The 23,378-nt window shown below is 43.4% G+C and carries 18 protein-coding genes; all 18 read left to right on the top strand.

Annotation, left to right across the window (positions count from 1 at the left end; translation table 11 throughout):
- The first annotated feature begins 4 nt into the window (after positions 1 to 4).
- Positions 5 to 886, top strand: coding sequence for a carbohydrate ABC transporter permease (locus ACRRU2_RS05030; RefSeq protein WP_331699794.1), 882 nt, complete (start codon positions 5 to 7; stop codon positions 884 to 886).
- 23 nt (positions 887 to 909) lie between these two features.
- Positions 910 to 2,010: a sialidase family protein gene (locus ACRRU2_RS05025; RefSeq protein ID WP_432500194.1), complete on the top strand. Its 1,101-nt coding sequence runs from the start codon at positions 910 to 912 to the stop codon at positions 2,008 to 2,010.
- Positions 2,011 to 2,027: 17 nt separating this feature from the next.
- Entirely contained in the window at positions 2,028 to 2,960 is a 933-nt protein-coding gene (locus ACRRU2_RS05020) for a dihydrodipicolinate synthase family protein (RefSeq protein WP_432500193.1), read from the top strand.
- Between the two features lie 205 nt (positions 2,961 to 3,165).
- Positions 3,166 to 4,791, top strand: coding sequence for a glycosyl hydrolase family 18 protein (locus tag ACRRU2_RS05015; protein ID WP_432500192.1), 1,626 nt, complete (start codon positions 3,166 to 3,168; stop codon positions 4,789 to 4,791).
- A gap of 794 nt (positions 4,792 to 5,585) precedes the next feature.
- A complete protein-coding gene (gene cntA, locus ACRRU2_RS05010; RefSeq protein WP_432500191.1) occupies positions 5,586 to 7,193 on the top strand; it encodes a staphylopine-dependent metal ABC transporter substrate-binding lipoprotein in 1,608 nt (535 codons plus the stop codon).
- Positions 7,194 to 7,221: 28 nt separating this feature from the next.
- Positions 7,222 to 8,154: a nickel/cobalt ABC transporter permease gene (opp1B, locus tag ACRRU2_RS05005; RefSeq protein ID WP_432500190.1), complete on the top strand. Its 933-nt coding sequence runs from the start codon at positions 7,222 to 7,224 to the stop codon at positions 8,152 to 8,154.
- A complete protein-coding gene (cntC, locus tag ACRRU2_RS05000) occupies positions 8,155 to 9,033 on the top strand; it encodes a staphylopine uptake ABC transporter permease subunit CntC (protein WP_432500188.1) in 879 nt (292 codons plus the stop codon).
- Between the two features lie 8 nt (positions 9,034 to 9,041).
- A complete protein-coding gene (gene cntD, locus ACRRU2_RS04995) occupies positions 9,042 to 9,863 on the top strand; it encodes a staphylopine uptake ABC transporter ATP-binding protein CntD (protein ID WP_432500187.1) in 822 nt (273 codons plus the stop codon).
- Positions 9,850 to 10,599, top strand: coding sequence for an ABC transporter ATP-binding protein (locus ACRRU2_RS04990; RefSeq protein ID WP_432500283.1), 750 nt, complete (start codon positions 9,850 to 9,852; stop codon positions 10,597 to 10,599). The genes cntD and ACRRU2_RS04990 overlap by 14 nt, the downstream gene beginning before the upstream one ends.
- Positions 10,600 to 10,643: 44 nt before the next feature.
- The gene (gene cntE / locus ACRRU2_RS04985; protein ID WP_432500282.1) at positions 10,644 to 11,810 is read left to right on the top strand and encodes a staphylopine family metallophore export MFS transporter CntE; all 1,167 of its coding nucleotides are present in this window, start codon (positions 10,644 to 10,646) and stop codon (positions 11,808 to 11,810) included.
- Between the two features lie 198 nt (positions 11,811 to 12,008).
- Complete coding sequence (locus ACRRU2_RS04980) at positions 12,009 to 13,280, top strand: copper amine oxidase N-terminal domain-containing protein (RefSeq protein WP_432500185.1); 1,272 nt, start codon at positions 12,009 to 12,011, stop codon at positions 13,278 to 13,280.
- A gap of 352 nt (positions 13,281 to 13,632) precedes the next feature.
- Entirely contained in the window at positions 13,633 to 17,730 is a 4,098-nt protein-coding gene (locus ACRRU2_RS04975; RefSeq protein WP_432500183.1) for a DUF4838 domain-containing protein, read from the top strand.
- Positions 17,731 to 17,915: 185 nt separating this feature from the next.
- Positions 17,916 to 18,689 carry a hypothetical protein gene (locus ACRRU2_RS04970; protein ID WP_432500182.1) on the top strand — a complete coding sequence of 258 codons (774 nt, stop codon included), beginning with the start codon at positions 17,916 to 17,918 and terminating at the stop codon, positions 18,687 to 18,689.
- Complete coding sequence (locus ACRRU2_RS04965) at positions 18,677 to 18,850, top strand: hypothetical protein (protein WP_432500280.1); 174 nt, start codon at positions 18,677 to 18,679, stop codon at positions 18,848 to 18,850. Before ACRRU2_RS04970 ends, ACRRU2_RS04965 begins: the two co-directional genes overlap by 13 nt.
- Before the next feature lie 344 nt (positions 18,851 to 19,194).
- On the top strand, positions 19,195 to 20,664 hold the full coding sequence (locus ACRRU2_RS04960; RefSeq protein WP_432500180.1) for an ABC transporter substrate-binding protein: 1,470 nt from the start codon (positions 19,195 to 19,197) through the stop codon (positions 20,662 to 20,664).
- 87 nt (positions 20,665 to 20,751) lie between these two features.
- Positions 20,752 to 21,657, top strand: coding sequence for a carbohydrate ABC transporter permease (locus tag ACRRU2_RS04955; protein ID WP_331699781.1), 906 nt, complete (start codon positions 20,752 to 20,754; stop codon positions 21,655 to 21,657).
- Between the two features lie 34 nt (positions 21,658 to 21,691).
- On the top strand, positions 21,692 to 22,531 hold the full coding sequence (locus ACRRU2_RS04950) for a carbohydrate ABC transporter permease (RefSeq protein ID WP_432500178.1): 840 nt from the start codon (positions 21,692 to 21,694) through the stop codon (positions 22,529 to 22,531).
- A 67-nt stretch (positions 22,532 to 22,598) separates the two neighbouring features.
- Positions 22,599 to 23,330, top strand: coding sequence for an SDR family NAD(P)-dependent oxidoreductase (locus ACRRU2_RS04945; protein WP_331699779.1), 732 nt, complete (start codon positions 22,599 to 22,601; stop codon positions 23,328 to 23,330).
- Positions 23,331 to 23,378: the final 48 nt, after the last annotated feature.

Genomic DNA, 23,378 nt, shown 5'->3' with positions numbered 1-23,378 from the left:
TTAGATGAGTACGAAAATATTAGAAAAGGTGAATAGCTGCATCATTGCTGCTCTATTAATTTTGCTGTGCCTCGTCATTCTCTATCCTCTTTACTATATGTTAATCGTATCATTTAGCGATGGAAATGCAGTGATGAGGGGCGAGGTGGGGTTGTTCCCGATTGGCTTTAATCTAAAGGCATATTCTTTTATTTTACAAGATCCTTACATCATTACAGCTTATGCCAATACGATTAAATACACGCTTATCGGCACCACTATATGTGTCGGCATGTCGGCTTTATGCGCCTACCCGCTTTCACGGACACGATTCTACGGCAGAACAATATTTACAATGATTATTCTGTTTACGATGTTTTTTGAAGGAGGCATTATTCCTAACTATATATTGATTCATGAGCTTGGGCTCATTAATACGATATGGGCAATCGTGCTGCCGCCTGCGATCAGCGTATGGTACATGATTATTATGAGAACCTTTTTTCAACAAATTCCGAATGAAATTCATGAGTCAGGCTATGTTGACGGAGCTAATGATATTCAAATTTTTTGGAAAATTATTCTTCCATTATCCTTGCCTGTACTTGCGACAATGACTTTATTTTATGCGGTATGGCATTGGAACAGCTTCTTTCCTGCACTCCTTTACCTGAATGAAAAGGTGAAATATCCTATGCAAATCGTAATGCGCAATATTGTTATACAAGGGGATATGGCAGGCATGGAGGCTGCATCTACCGAGTCTAGTGCGGGTGGGCTTAATTTGACCGGCTTAAATTTGAAATACGCAATTATTTATGTGACGATCACCCCGATATTGGCAGCTTATCCATTTATTCAGAAGTATTTCGTCAAAGGAATGATGGTTGGTTCATTGAAAGGGTAGTCGAATAGAAGAGGAGGATGGCAATGAAAGCAAATGTGGAGAACTTTATCGTTTATAAGGGCGAAAATCAGTATGCAGGCTGGCCGGCAAACTACGGGATGTGGAGCTGGGGGGAGGAAATTATTCTTTCCTTTGTTGCCGGGTATCCAAACGCCGAGGGTAGTTTCCATGCCATTGACCGTACGAAGCCAATAGAAACGATTCAGGCGAGGAGCAGCGACGGAGGAAGAACCTGGACAAGTGCTCCATTCCCTGGACATACACCCGGGGGGAGGGCATTATCGGCTGACGAGCATATGATACCTGAATTGTGGACGCTAAAGGCCATTCAAGAAGGAGATGCGCCAAAGCCGTTCCCTGGCCATTATGATTTTACTCATCCTGATTTTGCACTGATGAATGCCAGGACGCATTTAAATGAAGGCTCATTGTCATGGTTTTATGTAAGCAAGGACAGATGCCAGAGCTGGGAGGGGCCTTATGAGCTGCCATTGTTCGGGCAAAAGGGGATTTCGGCGAGAACCGATTATATTGTAAACGGGCCGAACGATATGCATATGTTTTTGACAGCGGTCAAGAGCAACGGCAAGGAAGGCAGGGTGTTTTGCGCGCGTACAGAAGATGGAGGTAAAAGCTTTCAGTTCGCAGCTTGGGTATGCGAGGAGCCCGAAGGCTATGCCATTATGTCTTCAAGCTTGCGTCTGGCGGATGGCACGCTGCTTTGTGCGATCAGGTATTCAGGGACGAATGCCAGTGGAGAGCGGGAATGCTGGATTGATCTGTATGAATCTAAGGATCAAGGGAAGAGCTGGTCATTTAAAAACCGGCCAGTGCCTAATACAGGCAGAGGGGGCAATCCGCCAACTTTAAATCAGCTGTCGGACGGCAGACTGGTTATGATTTACGGTTATCGGGATCAGCCTTACGGCATTCGTGCTCGTATTAGTACGGACCAAGGGGATACCTGGGGTGAGGAAATCATCTTGCGCGAGGATGCCGGCAGCTTTGATATTGGGTACCCGCGCACCGTCGTGCTGCCGAATGATACGATTGTAACAGCTTATTATTACAGCGATGCAATTGGAGCGCCTTGCTATATTGCATGTACTGTTTGGAAACCGTAGCAGGAAGCAGAAAGCGGGTGAATAGAGTGAAACAGTTGCCTAACGGCGTTTGGCCGACGATGATTACACCGTTTACGGAAAATAACGAGATTGATTATGCCTCGCTAGGAAAGTTGATTGATTGGTATATTGAACGCGGAGTGGACGGGTTATTTGCAGTCTGCCAATCGAGCGAGATGTTTAAGCTTAGTTTGGAGGAAAGAGTTGCCTTAGCCGCCTTTACAGTGGAAAGAAGCGCAAGCCGTGTACCGGTGATCGCATCAGGGCATATTTCGGATACCATGGAGGATCAGATTTATGAGCTGCAGGCTATCAGTAAAACCGGTATTGCTGCTCTTGTTTTAATAACGAACCGGCTGGCTTCGGAGGATGAATCGGATGAAGTGTTAAAAAATAGACTAGAGGAGTTGCTGCAGCATCTGCCGAAAGAGCTGCCGCTTGGCTTTTATGAATGCCCGGCACCGTATAAACGGCTTATGACGCCGGAGCTGCTGCGCTGGTGCGCTGATACGGGGCGGTTCCAATTTTTGAAGGATACAAGCTGCGATGTGGAGGAGATCAGAGCCAAGGTGGAAGCCGTCTCCGGAACCGGCCTAAAGCTGTACAATGCAAACTCTGCAACCTTGCTGGAAACCTTGAAGCTGGGCGCTGCAGGATACAGCGGTGTAATGGCTAACTTTCACCCCGAGCTGTATGTATGGCTAGTAAAAAACTTTCAGCAATTTCCGGCTGAGGCCCAGCTCCTTAGCGATCAATTAAGCTTAGCTTCCTTTATAGAAAGACAGGTTTATCCGGTTAATGCGAAGTATCATATGATGCTGGAGCAGGTGAGCAGCAATTACTTTTCAAGAACAAGGGACGCCTCTCAATTCCATGCAACAAATCGGTTAGAAGTAGAGCAGCTGCACAGGCTGGCTAAGCATTGGGAAAGTCAGCTTCCTGGGGTGTAAGCTGGAAGTGCATAAACCCGAAAGACAGACACAGCAAGGTGTCCGTTTTTCGGGTTTTGTTTTACTATTGAAATGGTAGAAAATTGGTGTATGCTGCGGAAACATACATATTCTTGCAACTATAAGGCAGCAACTTTCGTCTTTAACTAGTAGATAACAGTGAAGTCCGTTTATACTAGAGTTGGAGCAAAGAAGGGAGTTGTTCATGCTGAAGAAGATCGGAGTAATGTTCATACTTACGGTATTTATGTTTACTATTTTCAATGATGGCAGAGTACTAGCTTATAATGCACAGCTGCAGCCATTCAAGGATGAGGAATTTGATTATTCCAGGGAACCGATATATACCCTTGCAGCTATGGGCATTATTAATGGCTATGAGGACCTTACCTATCGGCCAGCAAACGATTTATCCAGAGAAGCTTTTATAAAATTACTAGTAACGGCAAATGAACAAAAAGATGATAGAAAGACAGGGAAGCTTCCGAAGGATGTCGCCTCTAATCGTTGGTCAGCCTCTTTTATTTCAGAAGCCTATGAACGGAATTGGCTGGACGGTTTAGTAGATTCCTCCGGCAATTTCTATCCAGCGCAAACGATTACTCGGCAAGAGGTAGCATTGCTGGTAGGTAAAGCATTGCTGGCAACGGAATCCAACGATGCTCAGCTCAAATGGTTAGACAGCGGCTGGAAGAAAGTCAAAGAGTCGCGGAAATTTAGAGATCAAAACGCAATTAATAGCGCTATGCAGCCTTATGTCTACTATGCTGTGCATAGAGGGGTTATGGAAGGAACGCCGACGGGGTTTAAACCACAGGAGCCATTAATAAGAAAACAAGCCGCTGCTGTAATTTTTCGTTTGTTGGACCGCAGCGCAGCAGCAAAAAAGATAGATTTTACAGGGTATTATGCGATCCGTTCTTACGAAGCAGTGAAGCATATTAACAAATTGAAGCATATGATTTTGGGATGGTCGCATTTGGAGTATTCTGGCCAAGGTGATGCCAAGCTTAATACAACGGCAACTGTCAACCGGATTCCTGAAGGCTTTGAAGAGGTTCTGGACGCGGCTAAGCAGGGGAATGTATCTAGAGAATTGATGGTCTTCTATGATCAGTCCAATTTGAAAGATTTTTTGAAGGATAAAGAAGCGCAGAGCAGCTTTATTGGCAGCCTGATAGCTGTGCTGCAAGATCCGGCGTATTCTTTTACAGGGGTAAGCATTGATTTTGAAGGCTTAAAGGATGCTGCAAGCGCACCTGATTTTGTTAAATTTCTGGAAGCATTAAAGGAGCAGCTTGATTTCAAGCATTCGTTGTCTGTTGCTGTACCGCCCGCTGAATATTACAAAGGCTATGATATGAAAAAGATAGGTAGCATTGCGGACACTGTTGTTTTGATGGCCTACGATTTCACCCATAGCAGCAGCAAGCTGCCTTCTGCTCCGTTGCCCTTAGTCAATGAGGCGATCGTGGAGGCGCTGCAATCCGTGCCAAAGGAAAAGCTGGTGCTCGGTATTTCGAAACAAGCTAATCAGTGGGTTACTGCTAACAATGGAACCGTATCCTTGACCAGCCCAGCTATCGCTGATGTTGAGAAACGGCTGGCGATGCCGGGTGTAACAAGCACTTGGAAGATGCCTTACTTTTTGTGGAATTCCACCTTTACTGACGAGCGGGGCAGTCATGAAATTTATTATGAAGACACGCAAAGCATCGCCAAAAAAATATGGCTTGCAAAGTTTTATAATTTAAAGGGCGTTTCGTTGTGGCATATGGGCCACTATACAGCCTCTGATTGGGACATGATCGGTTGGGAAACAGGGAATTAGCACTTATTCAAATATAATCCGGCAATAGAAGAAGATCGCCACCGCCTTGAAAGAAGGCAGGGGAGGCGATCTTTTTGTTTAATGCAACTCTAACGAATAATAGGAGACTGTCGATTAATTGTGGGCAACTATTAAAAAGCAATAAGAAAGGGGAAACGGAGAGCAAGAATGGGAATGGAGAAGCGTCAGCGTCCGCCTTTGTAGGCCAATTATCTCCTTTACAGGGGTTATTTCATCAAAAAAGTTGGACTACAACAGCGGTCGGAATCCCAATCCTGATCGTAGCAACATCCCTTTCGCCTGTTGCCCAATTAATCGCCACCTTAACCTGTAAAGGATGGATCCTGCTAAAGTGCAGGATTTTTTTGGGATTAAAGACAGTTTGAAGGGAACTCCTGCTAAAGTACAGGATTTTCAAACTTTATCGGCTAAAAAGGAGACTGGAGCTCATTAATCCTGTACAAATGCAGAATTTTCCAAAAGTAAAACAGAAATGGAGAAAAATGATGCACTTTCGCATCATTACTAATGGTCTGCTTAAAAGGATCCATTTAATACGCAATCCGCAAAAATTAAATAAAGTGGGGCTGTAAAGCGGCCCCAGCATATCTATACGAAAAAGCTCAGCAGCTATTGCCGGGCTTTTTTGCTGCTCAAAAACGTCGCGAGGTGAGAATGAGTTTGGATAGCTGCACCAAAAAAGTGTATTGACGCCTGCCTGTGTTGCATATATGATAATAGTAATCATTACGATTAAATAAAATAATGGCTTGCAAGTACAGGAGGATACGACATTGCGAAGAAGAACGGTAACTTTATTATTTGCATTATTTATTTCAATTGTATTGCTGGCAGGTTGCGGTAACAGTAATACTTCAGGAGAGGAAGCAGCAAAGCCAGTCAAGGAGTTGGTGTATGCCACTGCAAAAGATATTAACGATATGAACCCGCATTTGTATGCAGGCTCGATGTCAGCCCAAGGGATGGTGTATGAGTCGCTGATTGAAAATACGGAGGAGGGGTTAAAGCCCTTGCTTGCAGAAGCATGGGACATATCCGAGGACGGGAAGGTATATACCTTTCAATTGAGAAAGGATGTGACCTTCCACGATGGGGAGCCGTTTAACGCGGAGGCGGTAAAGGCGAACATCGATGCTGTCCAACGAAATGCCAGCAAGCATTCCTGGATCAAGCTGTCCACGAAAATCGTCAGCTGTAATGTTCTCGATGAATATAAGGTTCAATTGGTATTATCGGAACCCTATTATCCTGCTCTGCTTGAATTGTCGATGACCAGACCGTATGTGTTTATCTCCCCTAAAGACTTTATAAATGGGGAAACGAAGGATGGTGTAAACGGCTTTAATGGCACTGGCCCCTATAGGCTACATAAACAACAAACCGATCGATATGCTATTTTCGAGGCCAATGAAACCTACTGGGGCGGTGCTCCAAGCATAAAAAAAATTACGGCAAAGGTGCTGCCAGCGGGAGAAACGACATTATTGGCGCTGCAAAAGGGAGAGGTGAATTTTGTATTTACTGATGATAGGGGAACAGACAGTATCGATACTGCAGCTATAAATAAGCTAGTTGAATCTGGTCATTTTCGGCTGGTGAAAAGTAACGCAATGAATACAAAAATGATAGTCACCAATAGCAGCAAAGCGGGCAGTCCGGTACATGAGATGGCTGTTCGTGAAGCAATCTGGTACGCGGTAGATAGAGAAACCATAAGCAAACAAATTTTTGACGGCAGTGAGACAGCGGCGGAATCTTTATTTTCTTCTAATGTGAACTATGCAGATGTAGAGCTGAAGAAGCGGGGGTATGATTTAGAAAAAGCACAAGAAATATTGGAAGAAGCGGGCTGGAGCCTGGGAAACGGCAAAGCGGCGCGAGCAAAGGCCGGAAAAAAATTAGCGATGAAGCTGTACTATGACGCTAATTCCTCCTCGCAAAAAACGCAGGCAGAGTTTATCCAGAGCTCTTTGAAACAAATTGGGGCTGAGCTGGAGCTTATCGGCGAGGAAGCTGCTTCTATCGCGAAAAGAAGGGCTGAAGGTGATTATGATTTGTTATTCAATCAAACATGGGGATTGGCGTATGATCCGCAAAGCACGATTGCCGCATTTACTTCCGAATCCTCCTATTACTATACGACAAGCGGAATATCCCAAGCAGCTGAGCTTTACAAAAAAATAGATGAAGTAATGGTGTCAGCGAATGAGGATATACGAAAATCGTTATATGAAGATATTTTAAAAATCGTCCATGACGAGGCTGTTTTTATTCCGCTGACGAATGGCAGTATTACGATCGTAGCTCCAAAGGACTTGCAAGGCATCTCATTTAAACAAACGCAATATGAACTGCCATTTAATCAAATGTATTTCAACTAATCTTCAACGATAAAAAGAGGAGTTAACGATGGGCAGTTATATAATGAAACGATGTTTTATTACTATCCCAATGCTTTTGAGTATTTCCATTATCACGTTTTTTTTAAACAATCTTTCCTCTGTAGATCCAGTTGAAGCTGTGCTGCATGCCCAAGGCATACCGAATATAAACGACGAGTTAATCGCAGAAACGAAAGCAGCGCTCGGCATGGAGCGTCCGTTTCTCATTCGTTACTTGCATTGGCTTGCTTCATGCTTGCAGCTCGATTTTGGACATTCCTACGTGACAGGCAAGCCGGTGTGGTCATTGCTGGGTCCGGCATTTTTGAATACGTTGAAGCTTACGCTGGTGTCTGTTATTGTTATTGCAGTTTTGTCAGTAGCTCTCGGTGTCCTTTGTGCCATGCGAGAAGGAAAATGGATCGATAGATCGATTCGAGGCGTTTCATTTTTTCTAACGTCAATGCCGTCCTATTGGCTTGCTGCGCTTATGGTCTGGTACTTTTCGGTACATCTCGATTTGCTTCCGACAAGCGGAATGGACTCGTACAAAAGCTATGTGTTACCGATTATTGTCATTTCGGTCAGTTATGCGGGCATTTACTTTCGGGTCATTAGAAGCGCTATGCTAAGCCAACTGCATGAGGATTACGTGTTATATGGCAGGGCTAGCGGCTTGCCGGAGAAAAAAATATGGATGCATATTTTTAAAAATTCATTGCAGGTAGCCATTTCAGTATTCGGCATGGCTATTCCGATTATTTTAGGGAGCACAGTCGTAGTGGAAAATATATTTGCATGGCCGGGATTAGGGACGTTAAGCGTAAAATCTATTCTTAATAGGGACTTGCCGATCATTCAAGCTTATGTTCTTGTCTTGGCAGCAGCTTTTGTGCTGTTCAACACTGCTTCCGACATCATCAATGCGGCGATGAATCCTAAGCTAAGAAAGGATCTCTAAATGAAATTTTTTAAACATTTATTGCAGGATAAACTGGCAGTGATAGGCTTGTCTATTGTCGCGATAACGGTTGTTGCGGGAATCTTTGCTCCATTGGCGGCACCTCACCACCCGGAGGCAGTGAATATGGAACTGCGCTTTGCCTCTTCTTCATGGGAATACTTGTTAGGGAACGATCATTTGGGGAGATGCATTTTATCAAGACTGATCTATGGAATCCGCCCCAGTGTCCTTTGGGTGTTTGCAGCATTAGCATTATCGCTGACAATGGGGGCGGTTTTCGGCTTTGCGGCTGGCTACTTTAAAGGGAAAATAGATGCTTTTATTATGAGAGCTTGTGATGTGATGCTATCATTTCCGGGATATGTCATGATATTAGCTGTTATAGGCGTTTTGGGAACAGGTCTTGAAAATATTTTAATTGCGTTTGTATTGATGAAGTGGGCCTGGTTTGCCCGGATTATTAGAACGTCGGTGATGCAGCATGCCGATTCTGACTATATCAAGTACTCAAAAGCTCTTGGCGCCGGCAGCCTTACTATTATGGTTAAGCATATTGTTCCCGTATCGCTGCCAGACATTGCGGTCATTTCCAGCAGCTCTTTCGGCTCCATGATATTGCAGCTATCTGGCTTTTCTTTTCTTGGGCTGGGCATTCAAGCTCCGCATGCAGAATGGGGCATGATGCTGAACGAGGCGCGGGAAGTTATGTTTTCAAAACCTGAATTTATGCTGGCGCCAGGCTTAGCTATTATTATTGTAGTTTCGTCAATAAACTTTTTATCTGATGCGCTGCAAGCTGCTTTAGATCCCAAATTAATGGCCTCCAGCCGCAAGGTAAAATATCGAATGATTCCTGCCGGAAAAGAGGTGGCATAAATTCAGCGATGCCTATTTTAGAAGTGACTAATTTAAAGGTTTGGGACAGTATAACAGGCCGGGTGATTATTCCGGATAGCTCCTTTCAGCTAAAGAAGGAAAGCTGTTTGGCGATCGTTGGAGAAAGCGGCAGCGGCAAGTCTGTAACCTGCAGAGCCATTATGAGATTGCACAAGGCAGGCATTTGCCAAACAGGAGACATTCTGTTAAAGGGTGAAAATTTGTCAGAACTTTCTGAAAAAAATATGAGAAAAAAAAGAGGCAAGCAGCTGTGCATGATTATGCAAAGCGGTATGCGAGCCTTCGATCCCACCTGTGTAATCGGTGTTCACTTAAAGGAAACGCTTGTCCAGCACTTTGGCTGGAGTCATGCTGAAATAACAACCAAGATGAAACACGCAATGGAAAGCGTATTGCTTAAAAATCCAATTGAAGTGCTGAACAAATACCCGCATCAATTGTCAGGCGGCATGCTGCAGCGGGTTATGATTGCGCTTGCCCTCGTACTGGAGCCCGCCATCGTCATCGCAGATGAACCGACGACTGCGCTTGATACAATAGCGCAATACGAGGTAGTTGAACAGTTCATTCGGCTGCGGGAGAACGTAGGCTGCTCGATGATATTTATTTCTCATGATTTGGGTGTTGTTCAAAAAATAGCGGATGAAGTATTAGTCATGAAAGCTGGAGAAATTGTTGAAAAAGCCGACACGAAGACCATTTTCACTGAGGCGCAGCATGATTATACCCGACATTTAGTATCAGCTAAGCTGGCGCTAAATCATCATTTTAACAAAATAATGGGAGGCGTTGGATCTGCTGAGTGTTAGTCACATTGAGAAGTGCTATAAAAAGGGCGGAATGTTTTCAAAAGAAAAACAGATGGTGCTTAAGGGCATCAGCTTCGAGTGCAAGCAAGGGGAATGCCTGGGCATCATTGGCGAAAGCGGCAGCGGCAAATCCACATTAGGACGATTAATGCTGGGCATTGAAAAGCCTGATAGCGGAGCTATTTTATTTGAAGGCATGAACGTAGAAAATCGAAAAGCGAGATTAGGGAAAATTAGCGCTGTATTTCAAGACTATACGTCGTCCATCCATCCGTTTAATACGGTAGAACAGGCTATGATGGAGCCGTTAAAGCTGCTAAAAATAGCAAAACAAGAGGCTCAAGCTAAGATTGATCTGTTACTGCAGCAGGTTGGGCTGCCGCCATCCTATCGAACAAAATATCCGCATGAGCTGTCGGGCGGCGAGGCGCAGAGAGTGTGCATCGCAAGGGCAGCAGCAACAGAGCCAAAATGCATCGTACTGGATGAAGCCGTCAGCTCCCTGGACGGCTCTGTCCAGAAGCAGGTGCTTGATCTGCTTAAGAGTTTGAAAACGATATATGATATGGGCTACATCTTTATTACCCACGATATTCAGGCTGCTGCTTATCTTTGCGATCGAGTCATTATTATTAGAGAAGGCCGAATTGAGGAAATCGTTCATATTGAACATTTAAATGATGTTAAGACTCCTTATGCAAGAAAATTGCTAGAGGCGGTCATTATGCAGCAATAGGAGAATGGAACATGATCAAACAGAGCAGGGGAAGCAGGAAAGCGTTGAAAGGAGCGTTATCATGGCCTTTTCTGCGATTATATATGCTGACTCTATTTTATTTCAGCGCTAATTCTATATTGAATGTCATCATTCCATTAAAAGGTGAGTCGCTGGGAGCCTCTAACACAACAATCGGAATTATTATGGGGGCTTATTTGTTTACAACGATGTTTTTCCGGCCATGGGCAGGCCGAATGATCGATAAGTATGGCCCAATTGCAATTTTGCGTATAATTCTTGTTATTAATGGTGCAGCTCTAATTTTATATACATTTACTGGCTTGGAAGGCTATTTTATTGCCCGCATGCTGCAGGGAGTCTGTACTGCTTTTTTTTCTATGGCATTGCAGCTTGGAATTATCGACTCGCTGCCGGACGATGAGCGTTCGCAAGGCATTTCGCTGTATTCATTGTGCGCTTCTATGCCGGCTGTTATAGGCCCGCTGCTCGCACTGGGCCTGTGGCAAGCAAATGATATGAGTGCTTTCACAGTGGCTATGATTGCCATTGCGGTACTTACAGGAGCGGCAGGTTATACAGCTAAAATAGATAAAAATGATGCGGTATCAGCTGCGAATCCGTTGGGACAGCAACCGACCTTGCTTAAATCGCTAGGACAGCTGGTTGCAAATCGGCATTTATTTAAATGCAGTTTGCTTATGCTGACGGCTTCCCTTGTATTTGGAGCTGCAACAACCTTTATCCCGCTATATGCCCCGCAAATCAAATATGGAAATGCAGCTGTTTATCTTATGATACAAGCAGGAATGGTTGTGCTGGTTCGCTTTGTATGGAGGAAGAGAATGCCCTCGGACGGCAAATGGCATTCATCTTTTGTAATTACAGTCATGCTCATATTAGCAGCAGCCGCGCAGAGTGTAAGCTTTTCTGCATGGGGTGGTGCTTTATTTTTTTATGCAGGCGCGGGTTTGATGGGAGTTGCCCAGGCGCTTCTCTATCCCACGCTGACGACTTACTTATCTTTTGTGCTGCCGCAGCAGAATCGCAATGTATTAATGGGATTATTTATTGCAATGGCTGATCTGGGCGTTTCGCTAGGCGGTGTCTTAATGGGCCCGGTTGCGGATATTTCTTCTTATTCCTCTATGTATATGATTTGCGCTATTATTTGCTTGTTTATGCTCTTTTTTTCAAAAGAACGACGTTAGAGCTTAACGACTTTGCCAAAGCCTCCGTTAGATGTTTTATTTATCAGAAACTTTAGTCCTTACTAGTTAGTTAATATGAAACTAAAGGCATACTAAACAGCAAGCAGAAAGTTCCATTTTTATCATTGTGGAAAGGAAAGCATACATCTATGTCGAAGAGGAGATTATTACGATATAAACGGAGGAAGAGACATAGCTATGCATGCAGTTTACAAAAAAAGAGTGAATGCTGTTTTATCCATTACGCTATCTATGGCAGTACTGCTCGGAAGTCTATTCATTACTTCAGAGCGCACTTATGCGGATGATTTCGTTGAAGAAATTAAAGGCGAGTATCAAGCACTGTATAAGGAGTTTAGCAATCTGTATGAGGAGGATAAGACACAGGTTAGTAAAGAGTATAACTGGCTGTTGAATATTCTGACTGGCGAGCAGGACAAGATGGCGCAAATAGTTGACGCGGATTTGAAGTATTTGACAGAGCTATTTAAAGAAGATTTAAACCAGTTAGAAAGTAAGTATGGGAAACAGAGGGAATATCGCGAAAAGCTGAACGAGTACAGCAGACAAATGAATCCTAACTATTCATCTAGTGCGATGTGGACGTATAACATCACGATTAATAGAAACTATTCGTCAAGTACGCATTGGATCTTTAATAAAGAGATTAACCCCAACTATAGCTCAAGCACGATGTGGAGCTACAAAAATGCAACCAATCCCAATTATTCAAGCGGTACGATGTGGGCCTATACGAATGCGTTCAATCCTAATTATTCCTCCAGTCTAATGTGGGGACTTAGAAATGAAAGCAACGCCAACTATTCATCAAGCACAATGTGGAGCTATAGACTAGGCTATCTTACTTTAGCGGAAGCACGCGAGAAAATGGATAGTGCACTTGCAAAAGGTACAAAAAATTTGCAAGAAGCTCGGGATAATTATATGTCCTCGATCACTAAAACCCGGAAAAATTCGGTAGTTACATTATTTGAGCTTCGGGATAAAACAGCGGACAAGTTTTTGAAAACACGCAAGGAAACAGTGGAAACGATTCAAGCTATTCGAGAAAAGCATTTCGGCAGCCGCTTGAAGGTGGAGTCTATTGCGATTAAATTCGATCCTATTAAAGTTCTAATTAATAATAACTTAATTTCATTTGAACAGCCTCCGGTCATTAAAAATGGGAATACATTGGTGCCGATGAGAGCAATATTCGAGCAGCTAGGCGCTACTATTAAATGGAACCAGGAGGAATATTCAGTCACCGCAACTAAAGGCGACCAAACGATTTATTTGAAAATTGGTGATAAAAAGGCGCAGCTAAATGGCAAAACGATTGAGCTGGATGTGCCGGCGCAAATCGTAAAGGCGAATACGATGGTGCCAGTCCGTTTTATTAGCGAGTCGCTGGGCGCGCTTGTGGAATGGGACGACATGACAAGAACGGTTGTTATTTCAAAAGAATAATAGAGTATTGAAGAGAGCCTGGGAGGGATTAGCCTTCCGGGCTTTTTGTTATATCTTATTAAAATTGAGAAGCGCATGAATTGAGAGTTCTAATATTTTGATTTGTTGAAATAATTTACTTGGAGTAGGTGTAGAAAGTGAATCAGTACAATTTTCAAGCGAAAAACACATATTAAATAAATTAATTCAAATTATTATTGACTTAATAAAATATTTAAATTAATGTATTGCTTGTAAAGCACAAAATTAAACATCAGGCCGAAAGGGGGGGCAAGCGCCAGTATAAGAAAACAAAAGAAAGCGCTTTCTGTGTTTTTGGACGTTCAACATGTTACTTATAGGAGGGGATTTTGTGACGGCTAAATTTTTCAAAAAAAGCGTTCTTGCCATTCTCACATTTCTAGTACTGCTATCAGGGGCTCCAATTCTCGGCTCTTCAGGTGTCACAACGGCTTCTGCACAAAGCAATCTGGACATTGAAGGCCATTGGTCAGCGAACGTTGTAAAACGGTGGATACAAGAGGGGCTGCTTAACGGGTACTCTGATGGTACGGTGAGGCCTGACAAGCAGCTGACGCGCGGTGAATTTATTGCTTTCATTAATCGTGCATTCGGATTTGAGGAAGAAGGCACTATCACCTTTACAGACTTATCTCCGACTCATTGGGCGTATAAAGAAGCAGCAAGAGCCATCCAAGCAGGTTATGTGCAAGGCTATCCGGATGGAACGATCCGTCTCGAAAATAAAATTACAAGACAGGAAGCAGCGGTTGTTATTGCGCGTGTGCTGAAGCTTTCTGATGATGCTGAATACAAGGAAAATACATTCTCCGACTACGACTCTATTCCGGAGTGGAGCAGGCTGGCCATAAATAAGTTGGCAGCGCTTGGCATAATGCTTGGCTCAACGAATGGCAAGTTCAACCCGCAGGCGCCTATGACAAGAGCAGAAGCCGTCGTTTCTCTGGATCGGGGATTTTGGCAAAGCTCTTATTCCTACATCATTACAAAGCCCGGTGTATATGACTTTAAAGATCGCAGTGCAATTATTTATAAAAATGTAATTATAAAAGCCGCAGGTGTTACATTGCGAAATGTAACAATCGAAGGGGATTTGCTGTTATCTCATGAAATAAGCGAAGGCGATACTAACCTGGAGCATGTTAACGTAAATGGCAATGTCACAGCTGCTGGCGGGGGAATCTTGCGTATTGATCAAGGGGAGATTCAATCGCTTGTTATTCCTGAAGGCAGCTTAGGCATTCATATTAATCTGGGAGAAACGGCAAAAATCGTTTCGTTAACAAGCTTTGTGGTTATTCATGTTTCCGGTCAAGGAATCATTGAGACTGCGGTATTAAGCGAAAGCGCCAAAGGTTCTACTTTTGAGAGAAACCCGCTGAATTGGCCTGCAACTTCAACAGGCGGGAGCGGGGGAAACGCTGGTACGCCAACCCCGACACCTACAAAAGATTTGAAGCCCGTCGTCAATGGCACGGCAGAGGCTATCGTTGTAACAGCTGATAATGCAACGGGACAAGTGGCGACCGCAGCAAGTAAATTGATCGAATATGTACAGAAGTCGACTGGCGCAACTCTCCCGTTGATGTCGCAGTCTGCTGCTGAGGGTACAGCTGCTGCAGGGAAAACACTTATTTATGTTGGATTTATCGGTGCTTCTGCCGATGAAACGGCAATTGAGTCTGCACTAGAAGGATTGGATGACGATGGTTTCGTGATTCATTCTGAGAAAGCTGCAAATGTAATCTCAATAATCGGACCGACCGATTGGGGTACTGAATTTGGGGTATATGAATTTCTCGAGCGATATGTCGGCGTTCGCTGGCTAATGCCTGGACCAGACGGTGAGGATGTTCCGCTCAGTATGAATCTTTCTGTGCCAGAAGAACGTGTAGTTCAAGAGCCTTCGTTCATTTCAAGAGCATATGATTCCAATATCGAGAACACGCCGCATCGTATGGCATGGACACGATACAATCGCATGCATACGAGAGTAGAGCATAATCATATTTTTTGGCAAATTATGCCTGCCTCTAAATATCAATCACAGTATCCGGACTTCTATCCGACAGACAATGGACTTATTAATTCGCATGGAGGCTGGCAAATATGCTTTTCCAATCCAGATACTATTGATTTTGTAAGTGATCTTTTAATTGAATACTTCAACAATAATCCGAATGCAAGCTCTCATTCACTTGCTGTTAATGATAACGGAGGCTTCTGTGAGCAAAATCCAAGCCATCCGTCTTACACAACCGAGATGAATTCGATCGGGTTTACGAATATGTCTAACATTTATTACGATTGGGTGAATCAGGTTGCGGAGCAGGTGTTGGCCGTGCATCCTGATAAATATCTTGGAGTCATTGCTTACCACGAAGTTTACGATCCGCCTACCAATGTAGTGCTTCATCCGAACGTTATTGTTTACATAACGGATGAGCGGCTTACTTGGACTGATTCTGAGTTGGAGCAGGAGAATAAAGCTTTTACAGAAAGCTGGAAAGCTGCAGCGCCGGGACTTGCTTTTTATGAGTATTTGTACGGTACGCCTTATCCATTACCACGACCTTATTTCAATCAAATGGATAAGAACTACAAGTATGCAGAAGAGGTAGGCGTAGTTGCTCATTTTACAGAGCTTTATCCGAATTTCGGTGAAGGACCTAAGGCATGGCTGGCTTCTAAATTACAATGGGATGCGAGCGCAGATGCTGATGTGCTGCTTGATGAATGGTATATTCGTGCAGTTGGGGAGGCAGCGGCAGCAGATCTAAGGCAGTACTTCGAAATATGGGAAAATTTCTGGGAAGTGAGAATGCTGGATAGCATTTGGTATGAAAACTGGAAAAACGCTTCACCGAGAAGAAACTTCTTGAATTTCTATGATTCTTCTTATATTAAAGAAGTGACGGAGCAAGAAATAACGTTAAGCCGAAGTCTGATGGAGAGCGTAGTGCAAAAGGCAGTGACCCCGCAGCAGCAAACAAGGGCTAATATTTTAATGCAAGCCTTTGAATACTATGAAGCGAATGTATTAAGTTATCCTTCGGATGCTCCCGTTCAAGAACTCACATCCTCTAATGAAGCTATCGCTTTGCTGGATGAAATGCAAATTAAAATGGAAAAATCGGAATACAGAATTCAGCTTTATGAAAGCTTTAAGACAGATGAAGTACTGCAGCAGCCGCTTGATCCTAGGAATTACGGCATGGGTTGGTCAGGCGTTAGAAGCGAAGAAATTGACGCACTGATTCAATGGATTAAGGACGAGAGGGATAATGGCGAGGTGCAAGCTCATATTGAGAGCATAATTGCAGAGACAAATTCTGAGCTCACAAAGCATTATATGAAGTTTGTTATTGCGGAAGCAACTGGACAGCAGGCACTCAATGACAATATCTCCTTTGAGACAGGGATAACAGGTGACATTGATGATTCTCCGCCTTGGTGGTATTGGTTTGAGTATGGACAGAACGGAGATAATGCACACCGAAGCAATCTGCAAGCAAGAACTGGAAATTACAGTATAGAAACGGTCGGTCTCAAAATTGGCGGTCCGGTTGTGGATGGAGTCGAGATCGATCCGGGCTATCACTCATTGAGTGCCTACTATTATGTGCCTGAAGGATCAACTAGTAATGGCAATATATCCTTGTTTATTAATTTCTGGGATGCAAACGGGAACCACTTAGGTAATGCGATTACGATGAATAAGCTTGCAAGAAATAATGCTGGTAAGTGGTCATTAATCGAATGGGTTGGAGAAATACCAAGCAAAATCGGAGGAGTCCCTGTAAAAAAAGTGCAGTTCGGCACGAATATCTTTGATTTCGCAGACAATGAGCTTCTATATGTCGACGATTTCAAGCTGCTCCGATTGAGTGCTCCGTATGTCCCTTCGCCGGGGGATGACGAAGAGGACAGTGATGTAATTAATCATAACAGCTCATTTGAATACGGCAATGCTGGCGTTGAGGATGCTCTTCCTTGGTCATACTGGATTGACGGCGCCATTGGAACGATGAATAGAAGTAACGAGCAGGCGCGGACAGCGGAGTACAGCTTGAAAATATCCGGAGTGAGCGTAGGAGCGCTTAGTCAGATCGTAGCCGCGCCTGAATCAGGCACCTATACAGTGAAGGCTTACTACTATGTGCCAGAGGATCAAGCAGTGAATGGAAAAGTAAAGCTGTTTATGCACTTTAGAGATGAATCACATGGACATTTGGATACCATACCAACTGTGCATGAAGCTGTAAATGTACAGCCTGGTCAATGGAATTTGCTAGAGTGGACGGGAGTTATTCCGTCTGAAATAGGCGGCATCGGGGTGAAACATTTGCTGCTCGGTATCGAGGCCAAAGACTTTGCAGCTGGAGAGAGCGTCTATATCGACGACATTGAATTGACTAAGCAAATGTAAGGCAGTATCTATGTATGAGTTGCCTCTTAGCCTCTAATAGAGGTTAAGAGGTAAATAACAGATTAGGGGATTGATTCAGTTGACACTACTATGACACGGATGCCGTTGTTTCTCAACAAACCGTAGAGCAGATTCCAAAGGATGCACAGCTTGTTTATTGGGATTATTATCATGACGATCCCGATTTGTACCGTAACTTTATACAAAAGCATAAGCAATTCGGCTCCATCCCCGTATTCGCAGGTGGCGTATGGACATGGCTTGGCATGTGCACACATTATTCGAGAACATTCCGGTGCTCGGAAGCAGCGCTTGCGACGTGTAAGGAGGAAGGAATTCGCGAGGTGTTTATTACTTCGTGGGGAGACAATGGAGCGGAGAACAATATTTGGTCCGCGTTGCCAGGCCTGCAATTTTTTGCTGAGCATGCGTATATGCTCGATTTTGACCAAAGCAAATATGAACGCAGACTTGAATTTTGTACGAATATTCCGCTTGATCATTATTTAATAATCGAGAAGCTGGACGATATTGCCGGGATGGATATTGATCCGCTTGATTTTTCTAACCCATCGAAATATTTGCTATGGCAGGATGTTCTTTTGGGCTTATTCGACAGACATGTGGAAGGATTGGCTCTAGCGGAGCACTACAAGCTTCTGGAAGGAGAGATTAGTAAGCGGATGGATTGTTGTTCCATCTCGCGGCGAGTACTGGAGCTGCCCTCTAAGCTTTGCGGTGTGTTAGGGATGAAGGCGGATATGGGCATTCGCCTTAAAAAGGCCTACGATTCAGCGGACGGTGAAATGCTGTCTTTTATTGTGGACCAGGAAATTCCTGAATTGCTGGTGAGGCTTGAGGAATTGCAGGAAACGCATTATAAGCTGTGGATGAATGCCTATAAATCATTCGGATGGGAAGTGCTGGATTTACGTTATGGCGGTGAATTGCTAGATTAAAGACGGTTAAGAATAGAGTCAGCCTTTATCTGTCAGGTGATATAACAGAGCTCGAAGAACTGGTGGAGGAAAGGCTTTATTTTGACGATCGCGCTCGCAGAGGAACGGTCACTGACCATTTTACTGCCTATCATCGTATGGCGACACCAAATATTTATTGAGCTATTAGATTGGTTAAATTGCAAGCTGCAAGTAAAAGGTGTAGTTTTTTGAAATTTGAATTAAATAATTTATTTTTTCGACACCTATCATAACTTGCTTTAGGGGCGTGTCGTACTGTCTTTTGCAGCATGCTTCCTTAAAGAACATACAGGGAGTCGTTTTATAGTATAAATTATTTTATAAATATATTAATATTTTATATTGACAAAATAAACTAATTTATTTTATAGTAAAGCTGTGCTCGACACTTAATTGTGAGGGGGGAAGCTTGCTAAGTTAATGAGGGGCTTCAAGGACGGCATCATGAAAAGGCATACATGGATATGAATGAGGAGGGGTTACAATGAAAAAGAATGCCAAATTAACGCTGGTACTTGTATTTGCACTTATCATGACATTAGTTTCTGCTTGCGGCGACAGAGGGGGAAATGAAGGAAATTCGCCTTCGCCGACATCTGCAGCTACAAATACCGCAGAACAGCCGTCACAAGATGAGGTATATCCCGAGAACGGACTTTCTAAAACGGAGCAGGTTTCTTTAAAAATAGGTATTGATGAAAACGGTTACGGCAGAGCGTGGCTGGATTATGCGATTGATAATTTTACAAAGAAATACCCGAATGTAAAGTTTGAAATTAATGCGTCACCTGCTATCTATGACATGATTAAAACTAAAATTGCCGCGAATAGCGATACAGACATGTTCGATCTTTTTCCTGGCAAAATTGATTCCAATAGCGTTAAGCTGATCGACGCAGGAAAGTATGAGCCGATTGATGAGCTGTGGGAAAGAGATGTTCCGGATGTGCCGGGCCTGAAGCTGAAGGATGCGTTGCTTGATGGCGTTTACGATAATAATCCGAGATATAAAGGGAAATCGTACAACGTCCCAGTGGGCGGTTATACAACGGGATGGTTCTTCGATAAAAAGCTGTTTGAGGAAAATGGCTGGAATATGAACCCTCAAACCTGGGATGAATTTTTGCAGCTGATGGAAACGATTAAAGCAAAGGGCGTAACACCGATCGTCTATGCAGGTGTCTATCCTGAATATTTCCATACCTTTGGCTTTGGGCCAAAACAGTTTGAAATCGCTGAAATCAATGGCACTTTGGATAAGCTTCTTACAGATTTCCGAAGTATGACGTTGCCGAAGTATTCCAGTGCGGAAAATATTGCAGCTTGGGAAAAGATGGCCGAAATCGGCAAGAAGGGCTATGTAGCTAACGGTGTCGCTGCGATCAACCATACGCAATCCCAGATGATGGTGCTGCAAGGTAAAGCAGCGCTTGTGCCGACTGGCGATTGGGTTGGCAATGAAATGAAGGATGCTACACCGGAAGGCTTCGAATGGGGCTTTATGACGATACCTGTTGGCAACGATCCTAATCAGACGAAATGGATTATGAGTGATTATACATCCGGCGGCTACGTCGTTTGGAGCGGCAAGCCAGACTTGAACAAGAAGTGGGCAAAGGAATTTTTACTCTCACTTGCAACGCTGGATCAACAAACCTATATGGTAGAAAACGCTGGAATTTTCCCGGTACGCAAAGATTTTGCTGACGATGCGGCACGTATGGAAAAGGTGCAAAATGCTCCTAAAGCGGTCATGGAGTATTTATCTCAAAATAAGGTTCGTTCGGAGTCTATGAGAATAGATGTCGTCATTGACCATCCAGCTGTGAACAATGCGACTAAAGTCATTCAGGAAGCAGCGAATGATCTAATTACAGGGAAAAAAGAGATTGCTCCTGTTATGGCGAAAGCAGATGAGGTTTTGAAGGAAGCTATCGACTCTGTAAGTAAATAAAGTAAAAGAAATTGTGGTAGGCTGACTAGATGAAGTAAGGGGAGCGCTGCTCCCCTTGCAAGCTTTTGTGAGGATGGTGATGAAAGGATGAAGTCAGGGTTTTTAAACCAAAAGAGACAGAAATGGCTGTTTCTAATCATAGCAATAGTACCTTCTTACGCGGGTTATCTGCTCTTTACCTTATATCCAAACCTGATGTCATTTTTTTATGCGTTTCTGAAGTGGGATGGCATAACGGAGGCTAAATTTATCGGCCTGGATAACTTTGTCTATATGTTCAAAGACAATTATGTTTGGCGGGCCCTGTATCATAACCTGATTCTAATGATCACACTGCCTATATTAACGGTCATCATCTCTTTAGTGCTTGCTTATTTGCTTATAAATAAAGGCTATAGAGAAGCTCCCTTTTACAAAGTTTTATTTTTCTTCCCAAACATACTTTCAACCGTTGTAATTACGCTTCTATGGGTATATATCTACGATGGAGCTAACGGTTTGCTTAATGGAGTATTGCGGATTTTAGGCTTTGATAATGGGGGATATTACTGGTTGTCTGATCCCGGAACAGCGCTTTGGCTGCTGCTTCCTCCAATGATTTGGGGAGCGGTCGGATTCTATGTCGTTATTTTTATGAATGCTATGAAAAGTATTCCAAAGTCGATGTATGAGGCGGCTATATTAGAAGGTGCAAGTTATATGAACAGGCTAGTTAAAATTACGATTCCGCTCATCAATCCAGTCATAAGGGTAACCTTGCTCTTTTTATTTCTTGGAACGTTCAAGGGCTTCGAAATTATTTTAATTATGACGAATGGGGGGCCATCTGGCTCGACGGATGTTATAGGACTTTATATGTTTAATCAAGCGTTTGGGCAAGGTTCACAAAATTATGGCTATGCGTCAGCGATCGGCATGTTCTTGTTTATTATTCTTGTCGGCGGAAAGCTGCTAATCGATAAATTAATGCCAAATGATGATTTGGAATATTAAGCGTAATAACTTTGAAAATACGGGTGGGTTGCATATGACTAAGGAGTCATCTTTTATCGGTGATTTGCTTTGGAGAATCCTTTTGGCTGTATTTGCTTTATCGATCATACTCCCCATTTTTTGGCTTATATATGAGTCGTTAAAAACAAACCGAGAGTTTTTCCAAGATATTTGGGCGCTTCCTGCTCAGCTGCAATGGTCCAACTACACAAGCGCCTGGGAGAAATTCAAGCTGGGTCAGGTGCTGCTTAATACGGTCTATTATGTCGGGGTAAGCCTTGTTGCTGGTACCTTCCTTACTGCGCTGAACGCTTACGCGTTAACCAGGGTCAATTTCAAGGGAAAAAAACTGCTTTGGGCTTCCATTATGCTGTCTTTATTCCTCCCGGGCATTAATGCACTGGTGCCGCAGTATGTATTAATGCGTGACCTTCATCTGACAAACAGCTTGACCGGGCTTATTATTTTGGACAGCTTGGGGGAAAGTGTATTTTTCTTAATGCTTTTAAGCGGGTTTATGCAGTCATTGCCGAAGGAGCTGGAGGAAAGTGCATTTGTGGATGGTGCTTCCATCTTTCAAGTGTTTACGAAAATTATTTTTCCGTTATCTATGCCAGGTATTGTGACGGTCGCTATTTTTAAATTCCTCGGGTTGTACAATAACTTTCTTGCACCGTTTATTTATTTGGGTGAGGAGTCAAAGTACACGATGGCCGTCAATATGTATTTTGCCCATAAAAGGATGCAGTACAGCTCGGATTGGGTAACGTTGTTCGCTGGTCTTGTCATCACGATGATCCCGCCGATTATTATGTACATTTTGTTCCAGCGCAAGGTTATGGAGGGTGCTACATTGGGCGGCGTAAAAGGGTAATGGCTTTAGTGTGAGTTAATGAGGTTTTACTATTTAATCTTAGCAGTTTACAGGAGGATAGAGAGGCATGCCAAAATATAGATTAGAAGATAAGGTAATTTGGATAACTGGAGCAATGGGATTAATCGGTAGAGCCTCAGTGGAACATTTTCTAGAGGAAGGCGCACATGTTATTGGTACCGATTTGCAGGATCATACGAATGATTCAGCAGCGCTAGAGTGGAAAAGTAAATACGGTGATCGAGTGTCTTTATATGTGTCAGATGCAACGCTAGAAAGTGAAAATATTAAAATTATAGAAATCATAAAGCAGAAATATAATCGATTGGATGGACTATTTCATAATGTATATAAGCAGATTTGGAAGACGATATCAGAGGCGAGCCTGCAGGATTGGGAGAACGTTATTCATGGAACATTGACCAGCACTTTTCTTGTCAACAAATATGCTGTTGCTACGATGAAGGAGCTAGGCGGTGGAGCTATCGTAAATACCTCTTCTGTGCTTGGCAAGATTCCGCTCAAAGATGGGCCGATTGCTTATAGCTCCGCCAAGGCGGCCATAAATCATATGACCAGAATTATTGCCGTTGAAAATGCACCATATGCTATACGCGCCAATGCTATCATACCTGGCGATATTAAATCGGAAGATTACGCAAACCAGGATGTAAATAATTTGATTGGCAGAAGCGGACGGCCAGAGGAGGTTGCACGGCTTGCGGCATTCCTGCTGTCAGATGATTCATCGTATATAACGGGCTCGCTCTATTCAATCGATGGGGGCTTTAATCGGTAGCATGTTGGAACTCTCCATTTACATTTTCTGTTATAATGCTAAAGAGGA

It is taken from the genome of Paenibacillus sp. GXUN7292 (genome assembly GCF_050864975.1).
Lineage (GTDB): Bacteria > Bacillota > Bacilli > Paenibacillales > Paenibacillaceae > Pristimantibacillus.
This window is presented reverse-complemented; position numbering and strand designations above follow the sequence as displayed.